19 protein-coding genes are annotated in these 19,389 nt (G+C 57.7%); 9 read left to right on the forward strand and 10 right to left on the reverse strand.

The window, feature by feature from the left end:
* Positions 1 to 43: 43 nt before the first annotated feature.
* On the reverse strand, positions 44 to 649 hold the full coding sequence (locus JNB85_RS13805; RefSeq protein ID WP_220334845.1) for a hypothetical protein: 606 nt from the start codon (positions 647 to 649) through the stop codon (positions 44 to 46).
* A gap of 215 nt (positions 650 to 864) precedes the next feature.
* On the opposite strand from JNB85_RS13805, the gene JNB85_RS13810 reads away from it, so the two are divergent.
* Positions 865 to 1,155 carry a pyocin activator PrtN family protein gene (locus tag JNB85_RS13810; RefSeq protein ID WP_220334972.1) on the forward strand — a complete coding sequence of 97 codons (291 nt, stop codon included), beginning with the start codon at positions 865 to 867 and terminating at the stop codon, positions 1,153 to 1,155.
* On the opposite strand, the gene JNB85_RS13815 is transcribed toward JNB85_RS13810, so the two are convergent.
* The 3 genes from JNB85_RS13815 to JNB85_RS13825 all read right to left on the reverse strand — a co-directional run bounded on the left by JNB85_RS13815 (position 1,121) and on the right by JNB85_RS13825 (position 5,145).
* Positions 1,121 to 2,416, reverse strand: coding sequence for a tyrosine-type recombinase/integrase (locus tag JNB85_RS13815; RefSeq protein ID WP_220334846.1), 1,296 nt, complete (start codon positions 2,414 to 2,416; stop codon positions 1,121 to 1,123). The genes JNB85_RS13810 and JNB85_RS13815 overlap by 35 nt on opposite strands.
* A 317-nt stretch (positions 2,417 to 2,733) precedes the next feature.
* Positions 2,734 to 4,038, reverse strand: a complete 1,305-nt coding sequence (locus JNB85_RS13820) for a DUF5623 domain-containing protein (protein ID WP_220334847.1) — start codon at positions 4,036 to 4,038, stop codon at positions 2,734 to 2,736.
* Between the two features lie 582 nt (positions 4,039 to 4,620).
* Positions 4,621 to 5,145 carry a DUF992 domain-containing protein gene (locus JNB85_RS13825; RefSeq protein ID WP_220334848.1) on the reverse strand — a complete coding sequence of 175 codons (525 nt, stop codon included), beginning with the start codon at positions 5,143 to 5,145 and terminating at the stop codon, positions 4,621 to 4,623.
* A 188-nt stretch (positions 5,146 to 5,333) separates the two neighbouring features.
* On the opposite strand from JNB85_RS13825, the gene JNB85_RS13830 reads away from it, so the two are divergent.
* Positions 5,334 to 5,507: a hypothetical protein gene (locus JNB85_RS13830; RefSeq protein WP_220334849.1), complete on the forward strand. Its 174-nt coding sequence runs from the start codon at positions 5,334 to 5,336 to the stop codon at positions 5,505 to 5,507.
* 597 nt (positions 5,508 to 6,104) lie between these two features.
* On the opposite strand, the gene JNB85_RS13835 is transcribed toward JNB85_RS13830, so the two are convergent.
* From JNB85_RS13835 to JNB85_RS13850, 4 genes are all read right to left on the reverse strand, one after another.
* Positions 6,105 to 6,878, reverse strand: coding sequence for an amino acid ABC transporter ATP-binding protein (locus tag JNB85_RS13835; protein ID WP_183747545.1), 774 nt, complete (start codon positions 6,876 to 6,878; stop codon positions 6,105 to 6,107).
* Between the two features lie 15 nt (positions 6,879 to 6,893).
* Entirely contained in the window at positions 6,894 to 8,039 is a 1,146-nt protein-coding gene (locus tag JNB85_RS13840) for an amino acid ABC transporter permease (protein WP_220334850.1), read from the reverse strand.
* A gap of 1 nt (position 8,040) precedes the next feature.
* Positions 8,041 to 9,243: an amino acid ABC transporter permease gene (locus JNB85_RS13845; RefSeq protein ID WP_220334851.1), complete on the reverse strand. Its 1,203-nt coding sequence runs from the start codon at positions 9,241 to 9,243 to the stop codon at positions 8,041 to 8,043.
* 95 nt (positions 9,244 to 9,338) lie between these two features.
* Entirely contained in the window at positions 9,339 to 10,364 is a 1,026-nt protein-coding gene (locus tag JNB85_RS13850; RefSeq protein ID WP_220334852.1) for an amino acid ABC transporter substrate-binding protein, read from the reverse strand.
* 379 nt (positions 10,365 to 10,743) lie between these two features.
* On the opposite strand from JNB85_RS13850, the gene JNB85_RS13855 reads away from it, so the two are divergent.
* A complete protein-coding gene (locus tag JNB85_RS13855; RefSeq protein WP_220334853.1) occupies positions 10,744 to 11,934 on the forward strand; it encodes a cystathionine beta-lyase in 1,191 nt (396 codons plus the stop codon).
* Here the strand turns inward: JNB85_RS13855 and JNB85_RS13860 are convergent, their stop codons facing one another.
* Positions 11,935 to 13,083: an FAD-dependent monooxygenase gene (locus JNB85_RS13860; RefSeq protein WP_220334854.1), complete on the reverse strand. Its 1,149-nt coding sequence runs from the start codon at positions 13,081 to 13,083 to the stop codon at positions 11,935 to 11,937.
* Between the two features lie 27 nt (positions 13,084 to 13,110).
* Positions 13,111 to 13,356: a zinc-finger domain-containing protein gene (locus JNB85_RS13865; RefSeq protein WP_183747528.1), complete on the reverse strand. Its 246-nt coding sequence runs from the start codon at positions 13,354 to 13,356 to the stop codon at positions 13,111 to 13,113.
* 147 nt (positions 13,357 to 13,503) lie between these two features.
* On the opposite strand from JNB85_RS13865, the gene JNB85_RS13870 reads away from it, so the two are divergent.
* The 6 genes from JNB85_RS13870 (at position 13,504) to clpA (ending at position 19,361) form a co-directional block, all read left to right on the forward strand.
* Positions 13,504 to 14,289 carry an alpha/beta fold hydrolase gene (locus tag JNB85_RS13870; RefSeq protein ID WP_220334855.1) on the forward strand — a complete coding sequence of 262 codons (786 nt, stop codon included), beginning with the start codon at positions 13,504 to 13,506 and terminating at the stop codon, positions 14,287 to 14,289.
* A gap of 129 nt (positions 14,290 to 14,418) precedes the next feature.
* On the forward strand, positions 14,419 to 15,252 hold the full coding sequence (gene cysE, locus JNB85_RS13875; protein ID WP_220334856.1) for a serine O-acetyltransferase: 834 nt from the start codon (positions 14,419 to 14,421) through the stop codon (positions 15,250 to 15,252).
* Positions 15,253 to 15,389: 137 nt separating this feature from the next.
* Entirely contained in the window at positions 15,390 to 15,593 is a 204-nt protein-coding gene (locus JNB85_RS13880; RefSeq protein WP_007827403.1) for a DUF3126 family protein, read from the forward strand.
* 283 nt (positions 15,594 to 15,876) lie between these two features.
* A complete protein-coding gene (locus tag JNB85_RS13885; protein ID WP_220334857.1) occupies positions 15,877 to 16,245 on the forward strand; it encodes a phasin family protein in 369 nt (122 codons plus the stop codon).
* A 262-nt stretch (positions 16,246 to 16,507) separates the two neighbouring features.
* On the forward strand, positions 16,508 to 16,861 hold the full coding sequence (gene clpS / locus JNB85_RS13890; protein WP_183747520.1) for an ATP-dependent Clp protease adapter ClpS: 354 nt from the start codon (positions 16,508 to 16,510) through the stop codon (positions 16,859 to 16,861).
* A 10-nt stretch (positions 16,862 to 16,871) separates the two neighbouring features.
* Complete coding sequence (clpA, locus tag JNB85_RS13895) at positions 16,872 to 19,361, forward strand: ATP-dependent Clp protease ATP-binding subunit ClpA (protein ID WP_220334858.1); 2,490 nt, start codon at positions 16,872 to 16,874, stop codon at positions 19,359 to 19,361.
* Positions 19,362 to 19,389 lie beyond the last annotated feature (28 nt).

The following is a 19,389-nucleotide window of genomic DNA, read 5'->3' on the forward strand; positions in this document are numbered from 1 at the left end:
CATGTGCCCGCCCGCGATAGGTCGTCGGGTTGCCCGTCCCTCATTATTCGCCCGCCAAGTGCGGATCCGCAAGTCTGTCGAGAAGTGTTAGCCCGTCATACCCGGCAAGAGGGGCGTCAAGGGAAACAGTCTTGAAGGAGTCGTACTCGCGGTTATAAGCGCTTACGAATTTGCTGGCTTCTTTGCCAATATTCTCGACAAACAATTGCCCGTCTAGGACGGCCAGGCACATTGCCGAGATTATATCGTCGCGGACGAAGCGCGGCAGCACTTTCGGGACGGCCTTATCTATTATTCGGAATACGGCGTCCGGGGAGAGGGTGATTTGCTTTTGGGAGCGTTGCTTAGCCCAGCGACGGCGGTGCCTTTCCTGGTGCTTTTGATGGTTGCGCCAATATTCCGCACGCTCCCGAGCGCGAATCTTCTCGGCATTTCTCTGGCGCCATTCACGATCCTTCCGCCGCTCCTCGTCAAGGTTTTCAAGACGACGAGCCCGCTCCCTCGCGTAGATGCGGGCCTTTTTCTCGGGCGGCATATTTGCCCAAGCAGCGCGTGTCTTGGCTCGGTCTCGAATGCGACACTTCTGCTGCGACAGTTTGTTATAGTAATAGTTCTTCTGCGCTGAGTTGAGCGTTGCCCAGAAGCTCAATGGAACGCCGTATTTATTGACTTCTTCTTCTGCCAGTTCTGGCGGTATGGGTGGTGGCTTTTTTTGCTCACGGACTTACCTCCCATTGGAATTGCTCCAGGCAATCCGACGGGCGTGGAGACACGGTGGCAAGTTGGCGGCAATCCACCAGATCCCCGCTGTTCGTCCCCGCAATTCACAAGACGATTGCAAAACCTCCTGTCACGAGGCGCGTTATGTCAATGACAATGGAAACCAATTTCTCGACCAGCTTCCTGCTTTTCGCCCAATACGGCGGACAGGCGGTCATCCCGGTCGAATTCGTATGTCGGGATTATTTCAGTCACCTCACTCCTGATAAATTCCTGCGCAAGGTCGGCCTGGGCGAAATCGCCATCCCCGTTATTCGCGCGGAGACATCGCAGAAATGCCAGAAAGGCGTCCACCTTCAGGATCTGGCGGCTTATATCGACCAGCGCCGAGAAGTTGCTCTCAGGGAATTTCGGCAACTGCTCGCTCGGCCGTAATCGACCTCACTAGCTCGGCCCAGGCGGCGAGCGCCTGTCTCTTTTCGTCCGCGTAGTCGTAGCGATTATAGACAGCAGCTACACCCTTGATCGAGCCTGACTTGTGGTTCAGGACGGCTTCGAGCACGTGCACGGCCACGCCCAAGCGAGCCATGCCGCTGGCCGCCGTGCGCCGCAGGTCGTGAAATGTCCATGGCTCCCATGCCGGCAGCGTGCCGGGATCTTCTCCTCGTTCTTCAGCCTCCTTCTTGGCCAGCTTCAGGATTTCTTTGTCGAGCGCCTTCTTGGCCTTCGAGTACCCGGAAATCGGTGTTTTGCCGGTTGTGGTGAACAAGAAGATAGGCTCGATTTTCTCATCCGGCTTCACTTTGGGCAGCGCGGCGATTTCCTCAAGAACCGAAGCAGTAAGTGGCACAAAATGCTCTCTCTCATTCTTCGCGCGCTCGCGTGGGATGACCCAGACCTGCTCGTTGCCGCTGAGCTCCAACTCAGGCCATTGGAATCCGCCGACCTCGCTTCGCCGCTGCGCGGTCAGGATGAGAAGCCGGACCATCGGCCCAAATGGATACCCAAGATTCACAGATGCGATCCACACGAGGCGAAGTTCGCTGTCTGCGAGAATACGGTCGCGTGTGGTCTCCAGACCGGGTGGCGCGACCTTCTTTGCCATCGGTGATATTTCGATGATGTCGCGATCGACGGCCCAGGAAAAGAACTTCCTTAAGAGACCCAGCAATCGGTTAGCCATCACCGGAGCTTTTTCGGCCACGCCGTCAATCAAAGTAATCACGTCGAGCCGAGTGATGGACCGCATCGAACGTTTCCCCCATTTAGGACGAACTTCCGTCTTGAAGAGCCGGGTTCGCTCCTTCAGGACTGAGGGCCGATTGTTGACAGCAACGTAGCGCTTCAAGAAATCATCAATGGCATCATCGACCAGATCAACTTTCCGCTCCTTGCGCTCGGCCTTCTCTACCGCCGGATCGCGGCCTTCAGAAACAGCCCTCATTTGCTTGCTTGCTTCCTGGCGAGCGTCGGCCAGTGAAAAAGCCGGGTAGGGGCCGATGGTGCTTTTCTTTGGCTTGCCCCCGAACCGGTACCTGATCGCCCAGCTCATGGCCGGGGGCAATTCCTTCACAACGCCAGCCTTCTTTGGCTGAATGATCAGATAAAGTCCGGGCATCCCGCCGTCCGGAATTTCCTGACGTTTGTCGCTCGGTTTGAACGCTTCGATCGCTTTGACGGTCAGGGCTTTGGGCATCGGCAGATCCGGGGTAACGCTGGGGTAACAGAAAAGCGTGGTTGTCGGTGTTTGCCAATGTTAATAACACAGCCTACCACACTCCCTGCAAGCCCTGCGGCACAAGGGATTTGCGGATAGGCCGAGTTATTCAGTGTTAGATGCAGATATGTGGTAGCAGCTGCCTTCTAAGCAGCAGGTCGCAGGTTCGAGTCCTGCAGGGGTCGCCATCTTTATCTTGTCCAGCCCGGAGACATAGGTAACAAAACGTACCTAACACATGGGTGGCAATCTGGTGCCGAGCGCACCTCAAGGTCAGCCCTGAGGCGCGCTGAAGTTCACTTCCAACTCGTCAGAGACTGAAGCGCAAGATCGAGCTTTCGAAGCAGACCGCGAACTGGCCTGCAATCGGGATAAGAGGAGGCGATCAGCGCCATCGCTTCCTGCAAACGTTCGATGTGAAGGCTGCGGCCGGCGATTCCATACTCATCATCGGGCACAATGTTGCGTTCATGATAGTAGAGTTCGAAGAATACACCGTCCGGAAGAGCGTTACGGTCATACTCAAGCTGGACCCAATCATCCAGTTCCGAACGAACGGAGGCGAGCCTGTTGACGATCCCGGCTCGTTGCCGGGTCGCACTTATAACATCCTTCAACAATTGGCCGACACGCTGATGCGTGGCGATAGCCATTTTTGCTTTCGGCCGCCGGCCAGAGGCCATCACCATCCGGTACGGCACAGTATTGCCCGTCGTCTGGGGACCGCGCTTCTGTTTCGCCTTCTGAGCTCTTTCTTCTGCGTCGCGTAGCTCTCCAGGGGACCGAAACAACTCGCCATCAGTCATGGTCACCCGTTTGCAATTTTCGGGTACAACAGGGGCGGGCATGCGTGACAGCGCCAAAAGAACAGGTCCCAGTGGCAAGCCTTTCTGCCCATCCGAAATCAGATAAAGCTCACTGCCGCCTTCCGGATAGTACATGCCAGCCCAGAGCGGCTTGGCAATTTCCCAGCGATTGCGAAGAGACCATGCACTGCGCTCCTGCTGCCGATCCTTTACCGCTGCCGCGTAGGGTTCATCGGCGAAGAGGTAACGCTTTTCGATGGGATCGTACCAGCTGCTGCCATGATCTCTTCCAGGGAGGTTGCGTCCAAAATCACCTCTGATGGGCATGCTTTTTGAGGACGGCCTAAGTCCGGTAGAAGCCATGAACTGCAATGTACGCGCCGCTTTACACGCGAGGGCAATAGCTGAATTCGCGCCCTCTGTACTCGTATGGCAGTTGATCAGGTCGGACGCCCAGCGCGTGAAGCATCTCAGCCCGCTGGCATACTTGTATTGACGAGCTGCGATTATTTCGTCGATAGGTTCCGGCAGCGAAACTTCAATGATCTCGTTGCCACGGGACTTTGTCTTCGGGTTTCGCCAATGGACGCTGATAAACGTGGAGAAACCGGGCGACGACGGAACAATCGTCGAGGCTTGTAGCGTCCGCAGAGCGTTAGTGTAGTTTGAAAAACCGGCCCGAGCCGACGCGCGATCAAGACCCACCGAATGGGGTACGTCGTCCTGCTTGGAGATGGTTTTTGCGAGGCGCTTGATGCCCCCGATTGTGGTAGGCCTGATGTCGTCGACGGACATGTTCTTTTCTCCCGGACTCTTTTTGAAGCGTCACCCGTCAACCACTTCTTGAGCCCGATCAAAAACATGAACGGGTTCGACTTTTCATTAAGGCAGTGCTGTCAACAGCTTCGCAACTGACGGGCGGCGCGCTCCTGCCGGGAGCGAGAAAATGGTAAGTTCGCTTCCAATCGGTTTCAAGATCAATACAGAACGGCAAAGCTCAAGCCTTCCGCATCAATTCCTCGGAATAAAGCGAAAGAGTTGCCGAAGCCAATTTCGGTAGGGTCGTGGCTGCGGCCGCGGGAGGGAACATCCTTATCATGACTGACGCACAAAGAGCGCAATGCTCTCGACACTTGCGTCAGGGCCGCCGACTGTCAGGTCAAGAGCCGACTCATTTTAGGCAATCGGATTTGAAGAATTTAACCGGATACACAGGCTTTGACTCCGAGCGTATGCGTCGGGGTGTATTCAAAGAATTGGGTTTTCCTGAACTGAGCTGCGAACTTCTGCTCGCCGTAGGCGATGATTCCGGTAACAGAATAAAGGCCAGCCGGGCATCGAATGCGCGGCCAGCCTAATTTCTCCGATCTTGCCGACTTAGCCTTCGGGCGACAGCGTCATGGACGTGCCCGTCGCGGCAACATTGAGGCCGAGCTGACCCGTGACGCTGATCGTCTGCAGGTGGATTGAGCCGGACGTGCCGCCGAATAGCACGTTGGTACCAAGGCCGCCGACGAGCGTGGCTTCAGCGGTCGCGCCCTGATAGAGGCCAGCCAACGAGCCGCGGTGATAGCCGGCTGTCGGCGCAAAGACGGCCCAAAGCAGGCGACCACGCGTGGTGAAACCGAGATCCACGCCGAACTTGCGCAAAGCACCACTGTAATGTTCAGGCGATTCGCCCCGGCTCGTCGGCTGGAAGACGCAATCGATCTGCTTGGAAGAACCGAGCACATAGCCGACGCCGCCGCCGATTTCGCAATCGAGGTAACCGATCTTCACGCCCCCGCTTACATCAGGAGCGACCGGCGGCTCCGTCCGTACCAGGTCTGCCGCGCTGGCGCTCATGGCAAAAGTCTGGAGCAACGAGGCTGCGGCGATTGTGGTCGCGAGTATCTTTTTCATTTTCGTCTCCTGTGAATATCGCTGGAAGGATATAGCGTCGGCTTTGTCATAACCAAGGCAGGAAAGTCATTGCCGTCATTTTGGTTCCGAGAGATGCATGCGCCAAGCTGCCGCGCCCATCTTTTATGGAACACTATTGGCTTGCATCGGTTGTCCGGATGTCCATTCTTCAAACAATGGAGACCAGAATGAGTAAGACCAATGCAGACGACATTCGCAAGAAAACAGAGCGGCAGGTGGTGAACACCAGTGCTGGGGGACATCTCGGCGGAACCTATTTCGGCCAGCAGCCCGATGGCAAAACAGCCTCTTCCAGCACGACCGAGGCACGAAAGTCTCGCCCGAACGACGGCCGTAATTGACGTTAGGACGATTGCAACGGGTATTTGCGGCTGGCCGGACAGGTCAGTCGCATCATCCAAAGGTGCTATCTGCCCCCGCTCGAGTCCGATAAAATTCTGAGTATTTAACCGTTATCTTCTGGCGGCAGCTTGCCTGAAGCATTTGTTAGCTGACGGCGTTTAATTCGCACGGGTTAATCCGATGGAGAATCGCACGCTCTGTCGAAGATACACGCGTTCCACTGTTCCTTGCCGGAAAGGTTCGGCTTCGAAAAACGGAGAGAAGTCGTGAAGGACGTGTTTCATAGACGCTCGTTTGTGCTTTTCGTTTCGGCCTGCATGGGTCTCTGAGTACCGAGGCGCGAGCTCCGGAGACGGTGGCGGAACCGTACCCGGGGGCAAAGTTCAACCGCCCCCGTCGGCAGTAGTGGTCCAGCGCTTCCGGGAAATGTCGGCAATGAGCAGAAGAAGATGCTTATCGCTACCGGGATATATCCGTTTCCAGCGGTTATGGCCTCGTGGGGTTGTGCGGTCTGCTGCGCTCTACGGCTCCCCGCTAAACGCAACAAAAAACCGCCGGTAATCAGCCGGCGGTTTTTGAATATTGTATCTGGCTTATCAGTGCAGGATCTGGCTGAGGAATAGCTTGGTGCGCTCGTGCTGGGGATTGTCGAAGAACTCGGCCGGCGAATTCTGTTCGACGATCTGGCCCTGATCCATGAAGATAACGCGGTTAGCGACCTGGCGGGCAAAGCCCATTTCGTGGGTGACGCAGAGCATGGTCATGCCTTCTTCGGCAAGGCCCACCATCGTATCCAGCACTTCCTTGATCATTTCCGGATCGAGCGCCGAGGTCGGCTCGTCGAACAGCATGATCTTCGGGTTCATGCAGAGCGAGCGGGCAATCGCCACACGCTGCTGCTGGCCGCCTGACAGCTGCCCTGGATATTTGTTGGCCTGTTCGGGGATCTTGACGCGCTTCAGGAAGTGCATGGCCACTTCTTCGGCCTGCTTCTTCGGCATCTTGCGCACCCAGATCGGCGCCAGCGTGCAGTTTTCCAGGATGGTCAGATGCGGGAAGAGATTGAAATGCTGGAACACCATACCGACTTCGCGGCGCACTTCATCGATTTTCTTGAGGTCGTTGGTCAGCTCCGTGCCGTCAACGATGATCTGGCCCTTCTGGTGTTCTTCCAGACGGTTGATGCAGCGGATCATGGTGGACTTGCCGGAACCCGAGGGGCCGGCGATGACGATGCGTTCGCCGCGCATGACCTTCAAATTGATGTCGCGAAGTACGTGGAAATCACCGTACCACTTGTTCATGTTGACGATCTCGACGGCAACGTCGGTCGCCGACACCGTCAATTTCTTATTTAGGGCTTCCGCCATTATGTGTTCCTCTTCTTATCGTTTGTGGCCGGTGTCGAGATGGCGTTCCATGAACGCTGAATAGCGCGACATGCCGAAGCAGAAAAGCCAGAAGGCGAAGCCGGCGAAAATCAGGCCGGTCAACGGTGTCACCGCGGTTGCCCAGTTCGGATCGACGAAGTTGAGGCGAACGATGCCGAGCAGATCGAACATGCTGATGATCGACACCAGCGAGGTATCCTTGAACATGCCGATGAAGGTGTTGACGATACCCGGGATCACCAGCTTGATCGCCTGCGGCATGATGATCAGCCGCATCTTCTGCCAGTAGCCGAGACCGAGTGAATCTGCCCCCTCGAATTGGCCCTTGGGAATTGCCTGCAGGCCGCCGCGGATGACCTCGGCCATATAGGCGGAGGCAAAGATCGATACACCCACGATCGCGCGAAAGAGCTTGTCCACCGTCCAGCCGGCTGGCAGGAAAAGCGGGAGCATGACGCTCGCCATGAAGAGAACAGTGATCAGCGGCACGCCGCGCACGACTTCGATGAATATGATGCAGACCGTGCGAATGACCGGCATCTGCGATCGTCTTCCGAGCGCCAGAATAATGCCGACCGGGAAGGAGACGACGATGCCGACAAACGAGAGCACCAGCGTCACCATCAGACCGCCCCAGAGCGGCGTCTCGACGATTTCCAGTCCAAAGCCGCCGTAAAGCAGAATGAAGGAGACGATCGGCAGCACAATGAAGAGCAAGATGGCGTTCAGGCCCTTGCGCGGCGCCGAGGGGATGAGCATCGGTACCAGCAGGAGGACGAAGAGAATGCCGACCAGCGTTGGCCGCCAGCGCTCGTCGAGCGGGTAGCGTCCGTAGATGAACTGGTCGAACTTGGCATTGACAAAGGCCCAGCAGGCACCGCTCCAGCCGTCCGGCTGAATGCCGCCCTGAACTGTCGTGGCACAGAAGGTGCGGTCCGGGCCAGTCCAGACCGCCTGCACGAACAGCCAGTTGATTGCATGCGGCAGAGCCCAGGCGAGGAAGGTTATTGCCAGAAGGGTGAGGACTATATCCTTTGGCGTCGCAAGCAAGTTGCGGCGTATCCAGGCGGCAGCGCCCTTTTCTCCCGGTGGTGGTGGTTCCTGCGCCAGCATGGCGGTTCTGACGAAACTATTGTTCATCTTATCTCTCCACCAGGGCCATTTTGGCGTTGAACCAGTTCATCAGCAGGGAGGTTAGGATACTGATGGCGAGATAGATGACCATCCAGATGAGAATGACCTCCACGGACTGACCGGTCTGGTTGAGTGTCGTGCTGCCGACAGCGACGAGATCGGCAAAGCCGATGGCAATTGCCAGCGACGAGTTCTTGGTGAGGTTCAGATATTGGCTGCTCAGCGGCGGAATGATGATGCGAAAAGCCTGCGGAATGACCACCAGCCGGGTGATCGCAGAAGGATGCAGGCCGAGTGCCGCTGCCGCCTCCGTCTGTCCCTTAGGCACGCCGCGAATGCCTGAGCGCACGATCTCGGCAATGAAGGCAGCCGTATAGAAGGAAAGCGCCAGGAAAAGCGACATGAATTCCGGGCCGACCACCGAACCGCCCGTCAAATTGAACTTGCCGGCGACCGGAAAATCGAAGGACAGCGGTGCCCCCGCGATAAGGAAGGCAAGGAGCGGCAGGCCAAGGACGAGGCCGATCGAAACCCAGATCGTGTGGAACGGCTGGCCTGTCGCCGCCTGCCGGCGATGCGCCCACCGGGCCGTGACGATAGTTGCGATGATCGCGATCACGAAGGCAACGCCGACCAGCCAGAAACCGTCGCCGAAGATCGGCTTGGGGAAGGCGAGGCCGCGATTGTTCAGATACGATCCGAGCGGCAGATGCAGTGAGTCACGGGCATTGGGCAGAATAGCCAGAACGCCCGAATACCAGAAGAAAATCACGAGCAACGGCGGAATGTTTCGGAAGACTTCCACATAGACCGTACAGAGCTTCGCAATAAGCCAGTTCCGCGACAGGCGGCCGATACCGATGATGAAACCGATGATCGTCGCGGTGACGATGCCGGTGACAGCGATCAGGATAGTATTCAAAAGGCCGACAAGCAGCGCACGACCATAGGTCGAATCACTCGAATACTGAATCAGCGATTGGCCGACTTCGAAGCCGGCGCGACCGTGCAGGAAGCCGAAACCCGATGCAATGTTGGCACGCGCCAGATTGACTGCCGTATTGTGAGCAATCGACCAGATCAGCGCTACCAGCAAGACAATGGTAAGGACTTGGAAAAAAATGCCCCGAATTTTCGGGTCGTAAAGGGCAGACTGAAAGCTCCAGCTGCTCCTGGCTATAGGTGTCGAATCCGCAACCTGATGCGTCATACCTGGCCAATTCCCCACGTTATGCGCTCCTTTTCGGAGCTTTTTTATAGGAGGAGGAAAGGCGGTTTTCCGCCTTTCCGGCTTTTCATGTCTGATCAGCGAACCGGCGGAGCGTACTGGATGCCGCCCTTGTTCCAGAGAGCATTCAGGCCGCGCGCGATCTTCAACTGGCTACCCTGGCCGATGTTCTTTTCGAACACTTCACCATAGTTGCCGACGTTCTTGACGATGTTGTAGGCCCAGTCATTGGTAAGGCCGAGATCGGTACCGATCTTCGTATCGGCTTCAACGCCGAGGAAGCGCTTGATATCCGGGTTTGGCGAGTTCTTCATCTCGTCGACATTGGCCTGCGTGATGCCGAATTCTTCGGCATTGATCATGGCGTAGCCGACCCAGCTGACGATATCGAACCACTGGTCGTCACCCTGGCGGACAGCTGGGGCGAGCGGCTCCTTGGAGATGATTTCCGGCAGGATCATGTGCTCGTCGGGGTTCTTCAGCGTCAGACGCAGCGAGTAGAGGCCCGATTGGTCGGTCGTGTAGACGTCGCAACGGCCGGAGTCATAGGCGGCGTTGACTTCGTCGAGCTTCTCGAAGACCACCGGATTGTATTGCAGGTTGTTGGCCTTGAAATAGTCGGCGAGGTTGAGCTCGGTCGTGGTGCCCGACTGAACGCAGACGGATGCGCCGGAAAGCTCGAGCGCCGACTTCACGTTCAGGCTCTTGCGAACCATAAAGCCCTGGCCGTCATAGTAGTTGACGAACCGGAAGTTGAGGCCGAGAGCCGTATCGCGGTTGATCGTCCAGGTCGTGTTACGGGCGAGAACGTCGACTTCGCCGGACTGCAGGGCCGGGAAGCGGTTGGCGGCGCTGAGGGGCGTGAACTTTACCTTGTTGGCGTCGCCGAAGACCGCAGCGGAAACCGCGCGGCAGAAATCGACGTCGAAGCCCGACCAGTTGCCGGACGCGTCAGGGGCAGCAAAGCCGGCAAGGCCGGTGTTGACGCCGCACTGGACGAAACCTTTTGCTTTTACGTCTGCGAGAGTCGTGGCCGAAGCGGCCGAAGCGCCAAGAGCGAAAACTGCTGCGCCGACAGCCGCGGACAGGAGCTTGTACTTCATTTTTCCCAACCTTTTTTCCGTTGTCTTATCTTTATCCTTGTCGGGGAGTGGCCGGATTGAAATTGCCCGTTTGCCTCCCCGTTTCCCGCAACCCTCCCGGCGCGGGTTGGTCTATCACAGTCGCAAATGTCACCATGGTCAAGTGTCGCGGTCAATAATTGCGGCAAATTTCAGCATTTTGGTAGATTACGCTGTACGCATGAGCATTTGGCTAGAAACTGAGCGCCAAGGTGAGAAAAAATAGAGCTAAATCACGACGTCAAACCCCGATGGCTGCGCGAGACGTGACGATGACGCCACGTTGCAGGGGTTGACGCTGAGAGCGGCGGAGTTCAAGAGTTCCGGCTTTGCATACCCTCGCCAGAAGGCCATTTCCCAGATGAAAGATTTAGACAGTCTCCTGCCGGGCGCCGGCGTCAACACCCGCCTTTCCCATATCGGATACGATCCCAGCGACTATCACGGTTTCGTCAACCCGCCTGTCGTGCGTGCGTCCACTGTGCTCTTTCCCGATGCCAAGTCTATGGAGACGCGCAACAAGAAATATACTTACGGCACCCGCGGCACGCCGACGACCGATGCGCTCGCCGAAGCAATCAACGCGCTTGAAGGCTCGGCCGGCACCGTGCTGGTACCCTCCGGCCTTGCCGCCGTCACCGTTGCGATCCTGGCCTATGTCGCTGCGGGCGATCACGTCCTGATCGTCGATTCCGTCTACGGTCCGACGCGCCATTTCTGTGACACGATTCTGAAGCGCATGGGTGTCGAAGTCGATTACTTCGATCCGTCGATCGAAGCGGCCATCGAGACACTCTTCAAGCCGAACACCACGGTCGTACTGACCGAAGCTCCTGGCTCCAACACCTTCGAGATGCAGGACATCCCGGCCATCGCGGCCGCGGCGCACAAGCACGGCGCCGTCGTATTGATGGATAACACTTGGGCTACACCTCTTTATTTCCGGCCGCTGGACTTTGGCGTCGACGTGTCCATCCATGCTTCGACCAAATATCCATCGGGGCATTCTGACATTCTGATGGGAACCATTTCCGCCAATGCTGAGCACTGGCCGAGGTTGATCGAGACGCATGGCACGCTCGGCCTTTGCGGCGCGCCTGACGACTCCTACCAGATCCTGCGCGGCCTGCGCACCATGGGCATCCGCCTGGAGCGCCACTACGAAAGCGCGCTGGCGATCGCCACTTGGCTCGAAGACCGCGAAGAGGTTGCCCGCGTCCTGCATCCGGCTTTGCCGAGCTTCCCGTCGCACCATATCTGGAAGCGTGATTTCAAGGGTGCCAGCGGCATCTTCTCCTTCGTGCTGAAGGCCAGTGATCCGCAGAAGGTGAAGCCGAAGGCGCATGCTTTCCTCGATGCGCTCTCCTATTTTGGCCTCGGCTATTCCTGGGGTGGTTATGAAAGCCTTGCCGTGCTGGTCAACCTGTCTGACCGCAAGATCGCCAAGGCGCCGACCGAAGGCCCGGTCATTCGCCTGCAGATCGGTCTCGAAGATATCGTTGACCTGAAGGCGGATATTGAGCGCGGCTTTTCCGCGGCAAACGCGGTCTGATCAGCCAACTGGGTGGTAGCCGTAAATCCAGTCGAGGTCCGCTGCGAGGCTTTGCGGCGGTTTGAGCGACAGTACGATATCCCGGCCCAGACGGATCGGACCGCTTGCGTGATAGGCAAAGCGGTTGAAGGCGCCGCGCTGGCGGAGCTTGGCGATACGCGGCGTTCGATGCCGTTCGAAGAGCGAGATAGCTTCGGATACCGGGCGGGTGGCTAGAAACGCCGCCAGCTCGAACGCGTCCTCGATCGCCATCGCGGCCCCCTGGGCGGCAAAGGGCATCATGGCATGTGCCGCATCGCCGATTAGTACGGTCTTGTTGCCGTCCTGCCATTTGCCGGGCGTTGCCTCAAAAAGCGGCCAGAAGGTGATGTCGCTGTGCTGTTCGAGCAAGCCGGCAATAGCAGGGTGCCAGCGGCGGAAGCGTGACTGCAGAAGATCCTGCTGAGCCTGTGTCGGCTTGCCCTGCCAGGCCTGCGGCGCAATATTGCCGGCGGTAATCGCCACCATATTGAAGCCGCCGGTCTCCTTCAGCGGATAGCAGACCATATGTGCCGAGGAGCCGAGCAGGGCCGAGACGCTGCTGCGGTCGAGAAAGCCCGGAGCCTCTCTTTCTGCGATGGTAAAACGGAAGGCGATATTTCCTGAGAATTGCGGGGCAGGGGCGCCTGATATTGCTTGCCTGACTTTGGACCAGACGCCATCGGCGCCGATCACGACGGCGGCCGGACGACGGCCCTGCGGCAAATCCGATTCGAGCCGGATCCCGAGATGCAATGCACAGAGCGGATTAGCGATGACCGCATCCAGCAAAGTCTTCTGGAGCGTCTTTCGATGCAAGACGCCGTAGGGTGCTCCCCAGCGGTACCTGGCAAAACTCCCGGCTGGAACTGCTGCAAGCTCGCGCAGCGAACTGCCTGAGATCAGCCTGATGGATTGCGGCTCGAGCCAGAGGCTGGTCAGCCTGTCGAGCACGCCGAGCTCGGCAAGCACACGCGATGCGTTGGGCGAAATCTGCAAGCCGGCGCCAACTTCGGCAAGCTCCGGCGCCTGTTCGAAAATATCCGAACTGATGCCGCGTCCTGCAAGCGCCAGCGCGGCCGTCAGGCCCCCAATTCCGGCGCCGATAATGGCGGCATGTTCGACCGGCATAGGATATCCGATCTAAGAAGAGGGAAATTACGCCGCCTTGATGTGGAAGACGCAACCGGGCGGATTGGTTTGATTGGACTTCAGCGACGCATTGTAGCGATAGAGCGTCGAGCAGTAGGAGCAGACCTTCTCGTTATCGTCGCCCATATCGATGAAGATATGTGGATGATCGAAGGGAACAGAAGCGCCGGTGCACATGAATTCCTTGACGCCGACTTCGATAACGCGGTGACCGCCGTCGTTCTGGAAGTGGGGAATGCTATGGCCGGCCATGTCTGTCTCCGAATGCTTTGAATTCTGCGCGGACCTTATAGGCCTTCGAAAGAAAAGTGTAGTGCCAAAGCATGGCTCCCCTGCGAGTTTTTGGCTTCACGCTTAGGGGCCGCTCGACTATGGTCGCGCCAAAATAAGGGCGGCCCGATGAACCTGAATACACCTGCATTTTCAAGCTTCACGCATGAAGGATTGAAACTCGCTTTCTTCGACGAGGGCGATCCCTCCGGCCCGCCGGTACTGCTGATTCATGGTTTCGCCTCGTCAGCCAACGTCAATTGGGTTCATCCGGGCTGGCTGAAGACGCTGGGTGACGCCGGTTACCGTGTCATTGCCATTGACAACAGGGGCCATGGCGCGAGCGACAAGCCACGCGATGCCGAAGCTTACAGGCCGTGGTTCATGGCGGGCGATGCGATCGCGTTGCTTGATCATCTCGGTATCCCCGAGGCCAATTTGATGGGATATTCCATGGGTGCTCGCATTTCGGTCTTTGCGGCACTTGCCCATCCGCACCGCGTCCGCTCGCTGGTGCTTGGCGGCCTCGGTATCGGCATGACCGATGGGGTAGGCGATTGGGATCCGATCGCCGATGCTCTGCTTGCGCCATCGCTGGCTGATGTCACCCATCCGCGCGGCCAGATGTTCCGCGCCTTTGCCGAGCAGACAAAGAGTGACCGCGAGGCGCTTGCCGCCTGCATCAAGGGCTCGCGCGATCTCGTTGCCCGCGCCGATATGGGCAAAATCGATGCGCCAACCCTGATCGGGGTTGGAACGAAAGACGACATTGCCGGTTCTCCCCAAGAGCTTGCGGCGCTGATGCCTGACGCCGAAGCGCTGGATATCCCAGGCCGCGACCACATGCTCGCCGTAGGTGACCGGGTGTTTAAGAAGGCCGTCCTCGAATTCTACGAAAAGGTCGCCGCCGAGTGATGTCGCCGGCAGGTGACATAAGTGTGATTTCTAAGAAAACGCGCCTAGTCGGTGTCGCGTAGGCACCCATTTATGTTGTCGGCGTTTTCCTCTATATAATCGCATCCAACGGGAAATGAGGAGACCGAAATGGTCGCTAAGATGGATATCCGCACGCTGGACGCAGCCAATCCTCTGAAGGTGATGGACCCAATCTGGGACAGTCTGCGAGAAGAAGCGCGCCTCGCCGCGGAAAGCGATCCGGTGCTCGCAGCCTTCCTCTATTCGACGGTGATCAACCATCGCTCGCTCGAAGAATGCGTCATCCATCGCATCTGCGAGCGCCTCGACCATCCGGACATGCAGGCGAACCTCCTGCGCCAGACCTTCGAGGAGATGCTCGACGACTGGCCCGAATGGGGGGCGATCCTGCGCGTGGATATCCAGGCAGTCTATGATCGCGATCCCGCTTGCCTGCGCTTCATGGAAGCTGTTCTCTACTTCAAGGGCTTCCACGCGCTGCAGACGCACCGGCTGGCGCATTGGCTGCTGAACCGCGGACGGCGCGACTTTGCGCTTTACTTGCAGAGCCGCTCGTCCAGCGTCTTCCAGACGGATATCAACCCGGCCGCCCGCATCGGTAAGGGCATCTTCCTCGACCACGCGACCGGCCTCGTGGTCGGTGAAACGGCCGTCATCGGCGACAACGTTTCCATCCTGCATGGCGTCACCCTCGGTGGCACAGGCAAAGAAGGCGCCGACCGTCACCCGAAGATCGGCACGGGTGTGCTGATCGGCGCAGGCGCCAAAATCCTCGGCAATATCGAGATCGGCTTCTGTTCGCGCGTTGCTGCCGGCTCCGTCGTGCTGAAGCCGGTACCGCCGAAGACGACGGTGGCTGGCGTGCCCGCGAAGGTCGTCGGTGAAGCCGGCTGCTCCGAGCCGGCACGCATTATGGATCAGGTCATCGGCGCCGATATCTGAGCCCTCATTGGAAAAATGCGGAAAAGCGCCTAGATCCCGGCAGGGACAGTCATTGTTAACACGGTCTCGCGACCTTTACAGCGCCGCTTTACCTGTGCAAGAAGCGGCCAACCGAGATCGCTTACGGAGTTGAAAGAGTGAAGCCTGAAGAAATCAAGAAGCTCGACGCCTATTTCAAACGCACGCTGAACCCGCAGATCGTGGTGAAGGCGCGCCCGCGCAAGAACGACTCCGCGGAAGTTTACATCGGCGAAGAGTTTCTGGGGGTCATCTACATCGATGACGAGGACGGCGACCGTTCCTACAATTTCTCGATGGCGATTCTCGACGTCGATCTCTGATCGGCCGTCACATCGACCAAAGCCATGCATTGCCAGCCGATGCATGGCTTTTTTGTTGCCAACGATTGCCAAAGACGCCGGTTTGCGAAAATTTCTTATAACCCTGCGGTTGCAGCCGCCTGATATATTTTAGAAAAATCAATAAAAGAGGAACGTGCCCAAAAATCCGATGTTTAGCGCTATCAGTGGACGCAACCACTGGATGTTTTGCGCTGCACAAGACTACTTGACTCTTTGTGCATTGCAGCTACTCTCTGTCGTCATAGCCAACTGGAGGATGGTCATGTTCAATTTCGACGATGCAAACCGCAAGAGCAAGGAAGCCGTAGATTCGGTGCTCAGAAGCTATTCCGATGCAGCCCAGGGTTTTCAAGCGATCGCCTCCGAGGCGGCCGAATATTCCAAAAAGTCCTTCCAGGATGCAGTCACCCATTTCGAGACGCTGTCGGGCGTGAAGAGCTTCGAGGCAGCCTTCGAATTGCAGACCAATTATGCGAAGTCTTCCTATGAGGCTTTTGTTGCTGAGGCGACCAAACTCGGCGAAATGTATGCCGACCTCGCCAAAAAAGCCTATAAGCCTTACGAAGCGCCGATGGCTGCCGCAGCCGCCAAGGTGGTGAAAACCGCTCCGGTCTCCCCGGCAGCTGCATAAATTTTACGGTGCGTTGAGCGCCGCCTATTGAAAATTAAAGACCGGCACCGCATTTGCGGCCGGTCTTTTTTATTTCCCGAAGCACGCCCTGGTTTTTACGCAGACTTTTTTGGCCTTTGCGTCAAGTCCTGCGGAATTGTGATTGCAGTCGGAAACAAGGGGCTTAAAATCGCTCTATTATGAACTACGTTAGTGTTTCAGATATTCGACGGGAAAGCACCCTCCCATGCTGCCTGCCGGATTGATTGAGGAATGAATGAAAATGATCGCTAAACCGATCCGGATGCAGAACGACGGCGAAAGGAACGGGGACAACGGAAATCGCGGAACCTCGGTCATCACACGCACCAAGCCGAAGACCAAGAAGCCCAATCTCTATCGCGTACTGCTTTTGAATGACGACTACACGCCAATGGAATTCGTCATCCACATCCTGGAGCGTTTTTTTCAGAAGGACCGGGAAAGTGCCACCCGTATCATGCTGCATGTCCATAACCACGGCGTCGGCGAATGCGGAATATTCACATACGAGGTAGCGGAGACCAAGGTGAGCCAGGTGATGGATTTTGCCAGGCAGCATCAGCATCCGTTGCAATGCGTCATGGAAAAGAAGTGAGGAACTGAACGTGCCAACATTTTCGCCTAGTCTTGAGAAGGCGCTCCATCAGGCACTGACCTTTGCCAACGAGCGGCACCATGAATATGCGACGCTCGAGCATCTGCTGCTCGCCCTGATCGACGATGCCGATGCGGCTTCGGTCATGGGTGCTTGCAATGTAGACCTCGACGCCCTCCGTAAAACGCTCTTGGAATATGTCGATAACGAACTCTCCAACCTGGTCACCGGTTATGACGAAGATTCCAAGCCGACTTCCGGCTTCCAGCGCGTCATCCAGCGTGCGGTGATCCATGTCCAGTCTTCGGGCCGGGAGGAAGTGACCGGCGCCAATGTGCTCGTCGCAATCTTCGCCGAGCGCGAAAGCCATGCAGCCTATTTCCTGCAGGAGCAGGAAATGACCCGCTACGACGCCGTCAACTACATCTCCCATGGCATAGGCAAGCGCCCCGGCGTATCCGAAAGCCGTCCGCCACGCGGCGCCGAAGACGAGTCCGAGTCCAAGCCGACCGCACGCGGCAACGAGGAGGAAAGCGGGCCGAAGAAGCAGCAGGATGCGCTGAAGGCTTACTGCGTGAACCTGAACGAGAAGGCTAAGGGCGGCAAGATCGATCCGTTGATCGGCCGTCACGCGGAGGTGAACCGGACCATCCAGATTCTGTGCCGCCGCTCCAAGAACAATCCGCTCTATGTCGGTGATCCCGGCGTCGGCAAGACCGCTATCGCTGAAGGCCTGGCTAAGCGCATCGTCGAGGGTAAGGTTCCGGAAGCTCTGGCCGATGCCACGATCTTTTCGCTCGACATGGGCACGCTGCTCGCCGGCACGCGATATCGCGGTGACTTCGAAGAGCGCCTGAAGCAGGTCGTCAAGGAACTGGAAGAATATCCGGGTGCCGTGCTCTTCATCGACGAAATCCACACCGTCATCGGTGCGGGCGCAACGTCGGGCGGAGCAATGGATGCCTCGAACCTCTTGAAGCCGGCTCTGTCTTCGGGCGCGATCCGCTGCATCGGTTCGACCACTTACAAGGAATATCGCCAGTTCTTCGAAAAGGATCGGGCTCTGGTCCGCCGCTTCCAGAAGATCGATGTCAATGAGCCGTCGATCGATGATGCGATCGAGATCATGAAGGGCCTGAAGCCCTATTTCGAAGAATACCACCACCTGCGTTACTCGAACGAGGCGATCAAGACCGCCGTCGAGCTCTCGGCCCGTTACATCTCGGACCGCAAGCTGCCCGACAAGGCGATCGACGTCATCGATGAGACCGGTGCTGCCCAGATGCTGCTTCCGCCGTCGAGGCGCCGCAAGCTGATCACCGAAAAGGAGATCGAAGCAACGATTGCGACGATGGCCCGCATCCCGGCAAAGACCGTTTCGAAGGATGACGAAGCCGTTCTTGCCAACCTCGAGAAAGAGCTGCGCTCGGTGGTTTACGGCCAGGATGTGGCAATCGAAGCCCTGTCCACCTCGATCAAGCTGGCACGTGCCGGTCTGCGTGAACCGAACAAGCCGATCGGTGCCTATGTCTTCTCCGGCCCAACGGGCGTCGGCAAGACGGAAGTCGCCAAGCAGCTTGCCGCCTCGCTGGGTGTCGAGATTCTGCGCTTCGACATGTCGGAATACATGGAGCGGCATACGGTTTCCCGTCTGCTCGGTGCACCTCCCGGCTATGTGGGCTTCGACCAGGGCGGCCTTCTGACCGATGGCGTCGACCAGCATCCGCATTGCGTGGTTCTGCTCGACGAAATCGAGAAGGCGCATCCGGATATCTATAATATCCTGCTGCAGGTCATGGATCATGGCACGCTGACCGACCATAACGGCAAAAAGATCGACTTCCGCAACGTCATCCTGATCATGACGACCAATGCGGGGGCTTCGGAAATGGCCAAGGCCGCGATCGGCTTCGGTTCGTCCAAGCGTACCGGCGAAGACGAAGAGGCGCTGACCCGCCTGTTCACGCCGGAATTTCGCAACCGTCTCGACGCGATCATCCCGTTCGCGGCGCTGCCGACGGCGGTCATCCACAAGGTCGTGCAGAAGTTCATCATGCAGCTGGAAGCTCAGCTCTCCGAACGCAACGTCACCTTCGACCTGCACGAGGATGCGATCGCGTGGCTGTCTGAAAAGGGTTACGACGAGAAGATGGGCGCCCGCCCGTTGTCCCGCGTGATCCAGGAAAACATCAAGAAGCCGCTGGCAAACGAAATCCTCTTCGGCAAGCTGAAGAAGGGCGGCGTCGTCAACGTCACCGTCGGTCCGAAAGAGGACGGCAAGCCAGGCCTCATTCTGGAAGCCATTCCGGAAACGGCGCCCATTAAGCCGAAGCCGGAAGCCGAACTGGTTCATCCGGAAGCGGTTGGTGAGGATGATGGCGAGCTGAAGACGAAGCCGGTCAAGAAGACGAAGGCCAAGACCGTGCCGCGGCCTGAACCGGAAGTTCGTGACGCCCCCAAGAAGGGCTCGACGGTTCCAAAGGTCCCGCGCAAGAAATAAATCTTCAAGGACAGGAGATGAAAAAGGC

This window comes from Rhizobium mesosinicum, from assembly GCF_019511345.1.
GTDB classification, from domain to species: domain Bacteria; phylum Pseudomonadota; class Alphaproteobacteria; order Rhizobiales; family Rhizobiaceae; genus Rhizobium; species Rhizobium mesosinicum.

Excerpts from the sequence above, each read along its gene's own strand:
- JNB85_RS13810 (WP_220334972.1), top strand. The coding sequence starts at position 865 with ATGTCAATGACAATGGAAACCAATTTCTCGACCAGCTTCCTGCTTTTC.
- JNB85_RS13815 (WP_220334846.1), bottom strand. The coding sequence starts at position 2,416 with ATGCCCAAAGCCCTGACCGTCAAAGCGATCGAAGCGTTCAAACCGAGC.
- JNB85_RS13820 (WP_220334847.1), bottom strand. The coding sequence starts at position 4,038 with ATGTCCGTCGACGACATCAGGCCTACCACAATCGGGGGCATCAAGCGC.
- JNB85_RS13825 (WP_220334848.1), bottom strand. The coding sequence starts at position 5,145 with ATGAAAAAGATACTCGCGACCACAATCGCCGCAGCCTCGTTGCTCCAG.
- JNB85_RS13830 (WP_220334849.1), top strand. The coding sequence starts at position 5,334 with ATGAGTAAGACCAATGCAGACGACATTCGCAAGAAAACAGAGCGGCAG.
- JNB85_RS13835 (WP_183747545.1), bottom strand. The coding sequence starts at position 6,878 with ATGGCGGAAGCCCTAAATAAGAAATTGACGGTGTCGGCGACCGACGTT.
- JNB85_RS13840 (WP_220334850.1), bottom strand. The coding sequence starts at position 8,039 with ATGAACAATAGTTTCGTCAGAACCGCCATGCTGGCGCAGGAACCACCA.
- JNB85_RS13845 (WP_220334851.1), bottom strand. The coding sequence starts at position 9,243 with ATGACGCATCAGGTTGCGGATTCGACACCTATAGCCAGGAGCAGCTGG.
- JNB85_RS13850 (WP_220334852.1), bottom strand. The coding sequence starts at position 10,364 with ATGAAGTACAAGCTCCTGTCCGCGGCTGTCGGCGCAGCAGTTTTCGCT.
- JNB85_RS13855 (WP_220334853.1), top strand. The coding sequence starts at position 10,744 with ATGAAAGATTTAGACAGTCTCCTGCCGGGCGCCGGCGTCAACACCCGC.
- JNB85_RS13860 (WP_220334854.1), bottom strand. The coding sequence starts at position 13,083 with ATGCCGGTCGAACATGCCGCCATTATCGGCGCCGGAATTGGGGGCCTG.
- JNB85_RS13865 (WP_183747528.1), bottom strand. The coding sequence starts at position 13,356 with ATGGCCGGCCATAGCATTCCCCACTTCCAGAACGACGGCGGTCACCGC.
- JNB85_RS13870 (WP_220334855.1), top strand. The coding sequence starts at position 13,504 with ATGAACCTGAATACACCTGCATTTTCAAGCTTCACGCATGAAGGATTG.
- cysE (WP_220334856.1), top strand. The coding sequence starts at position 14,419 with ATGGTCGCTAAGATGGATATCCGCACGCTGGACGCAGCCAATCCTCTG.
- JNB85_RS13885 (WP_220334857.1), top strand. The coding sequence starts at position 15,877 with ATGTTCAATTTCGACGATGCAAACCGCAAGAGCAAGGAAGCCGTAGAT.
- clpS (WP_183747520.1), top strand. The coding sequence starts at position 16,508 with ATGATCGCTAAACCGATCCGGATGCAGAACGACGGCGAAAGGAACGGG.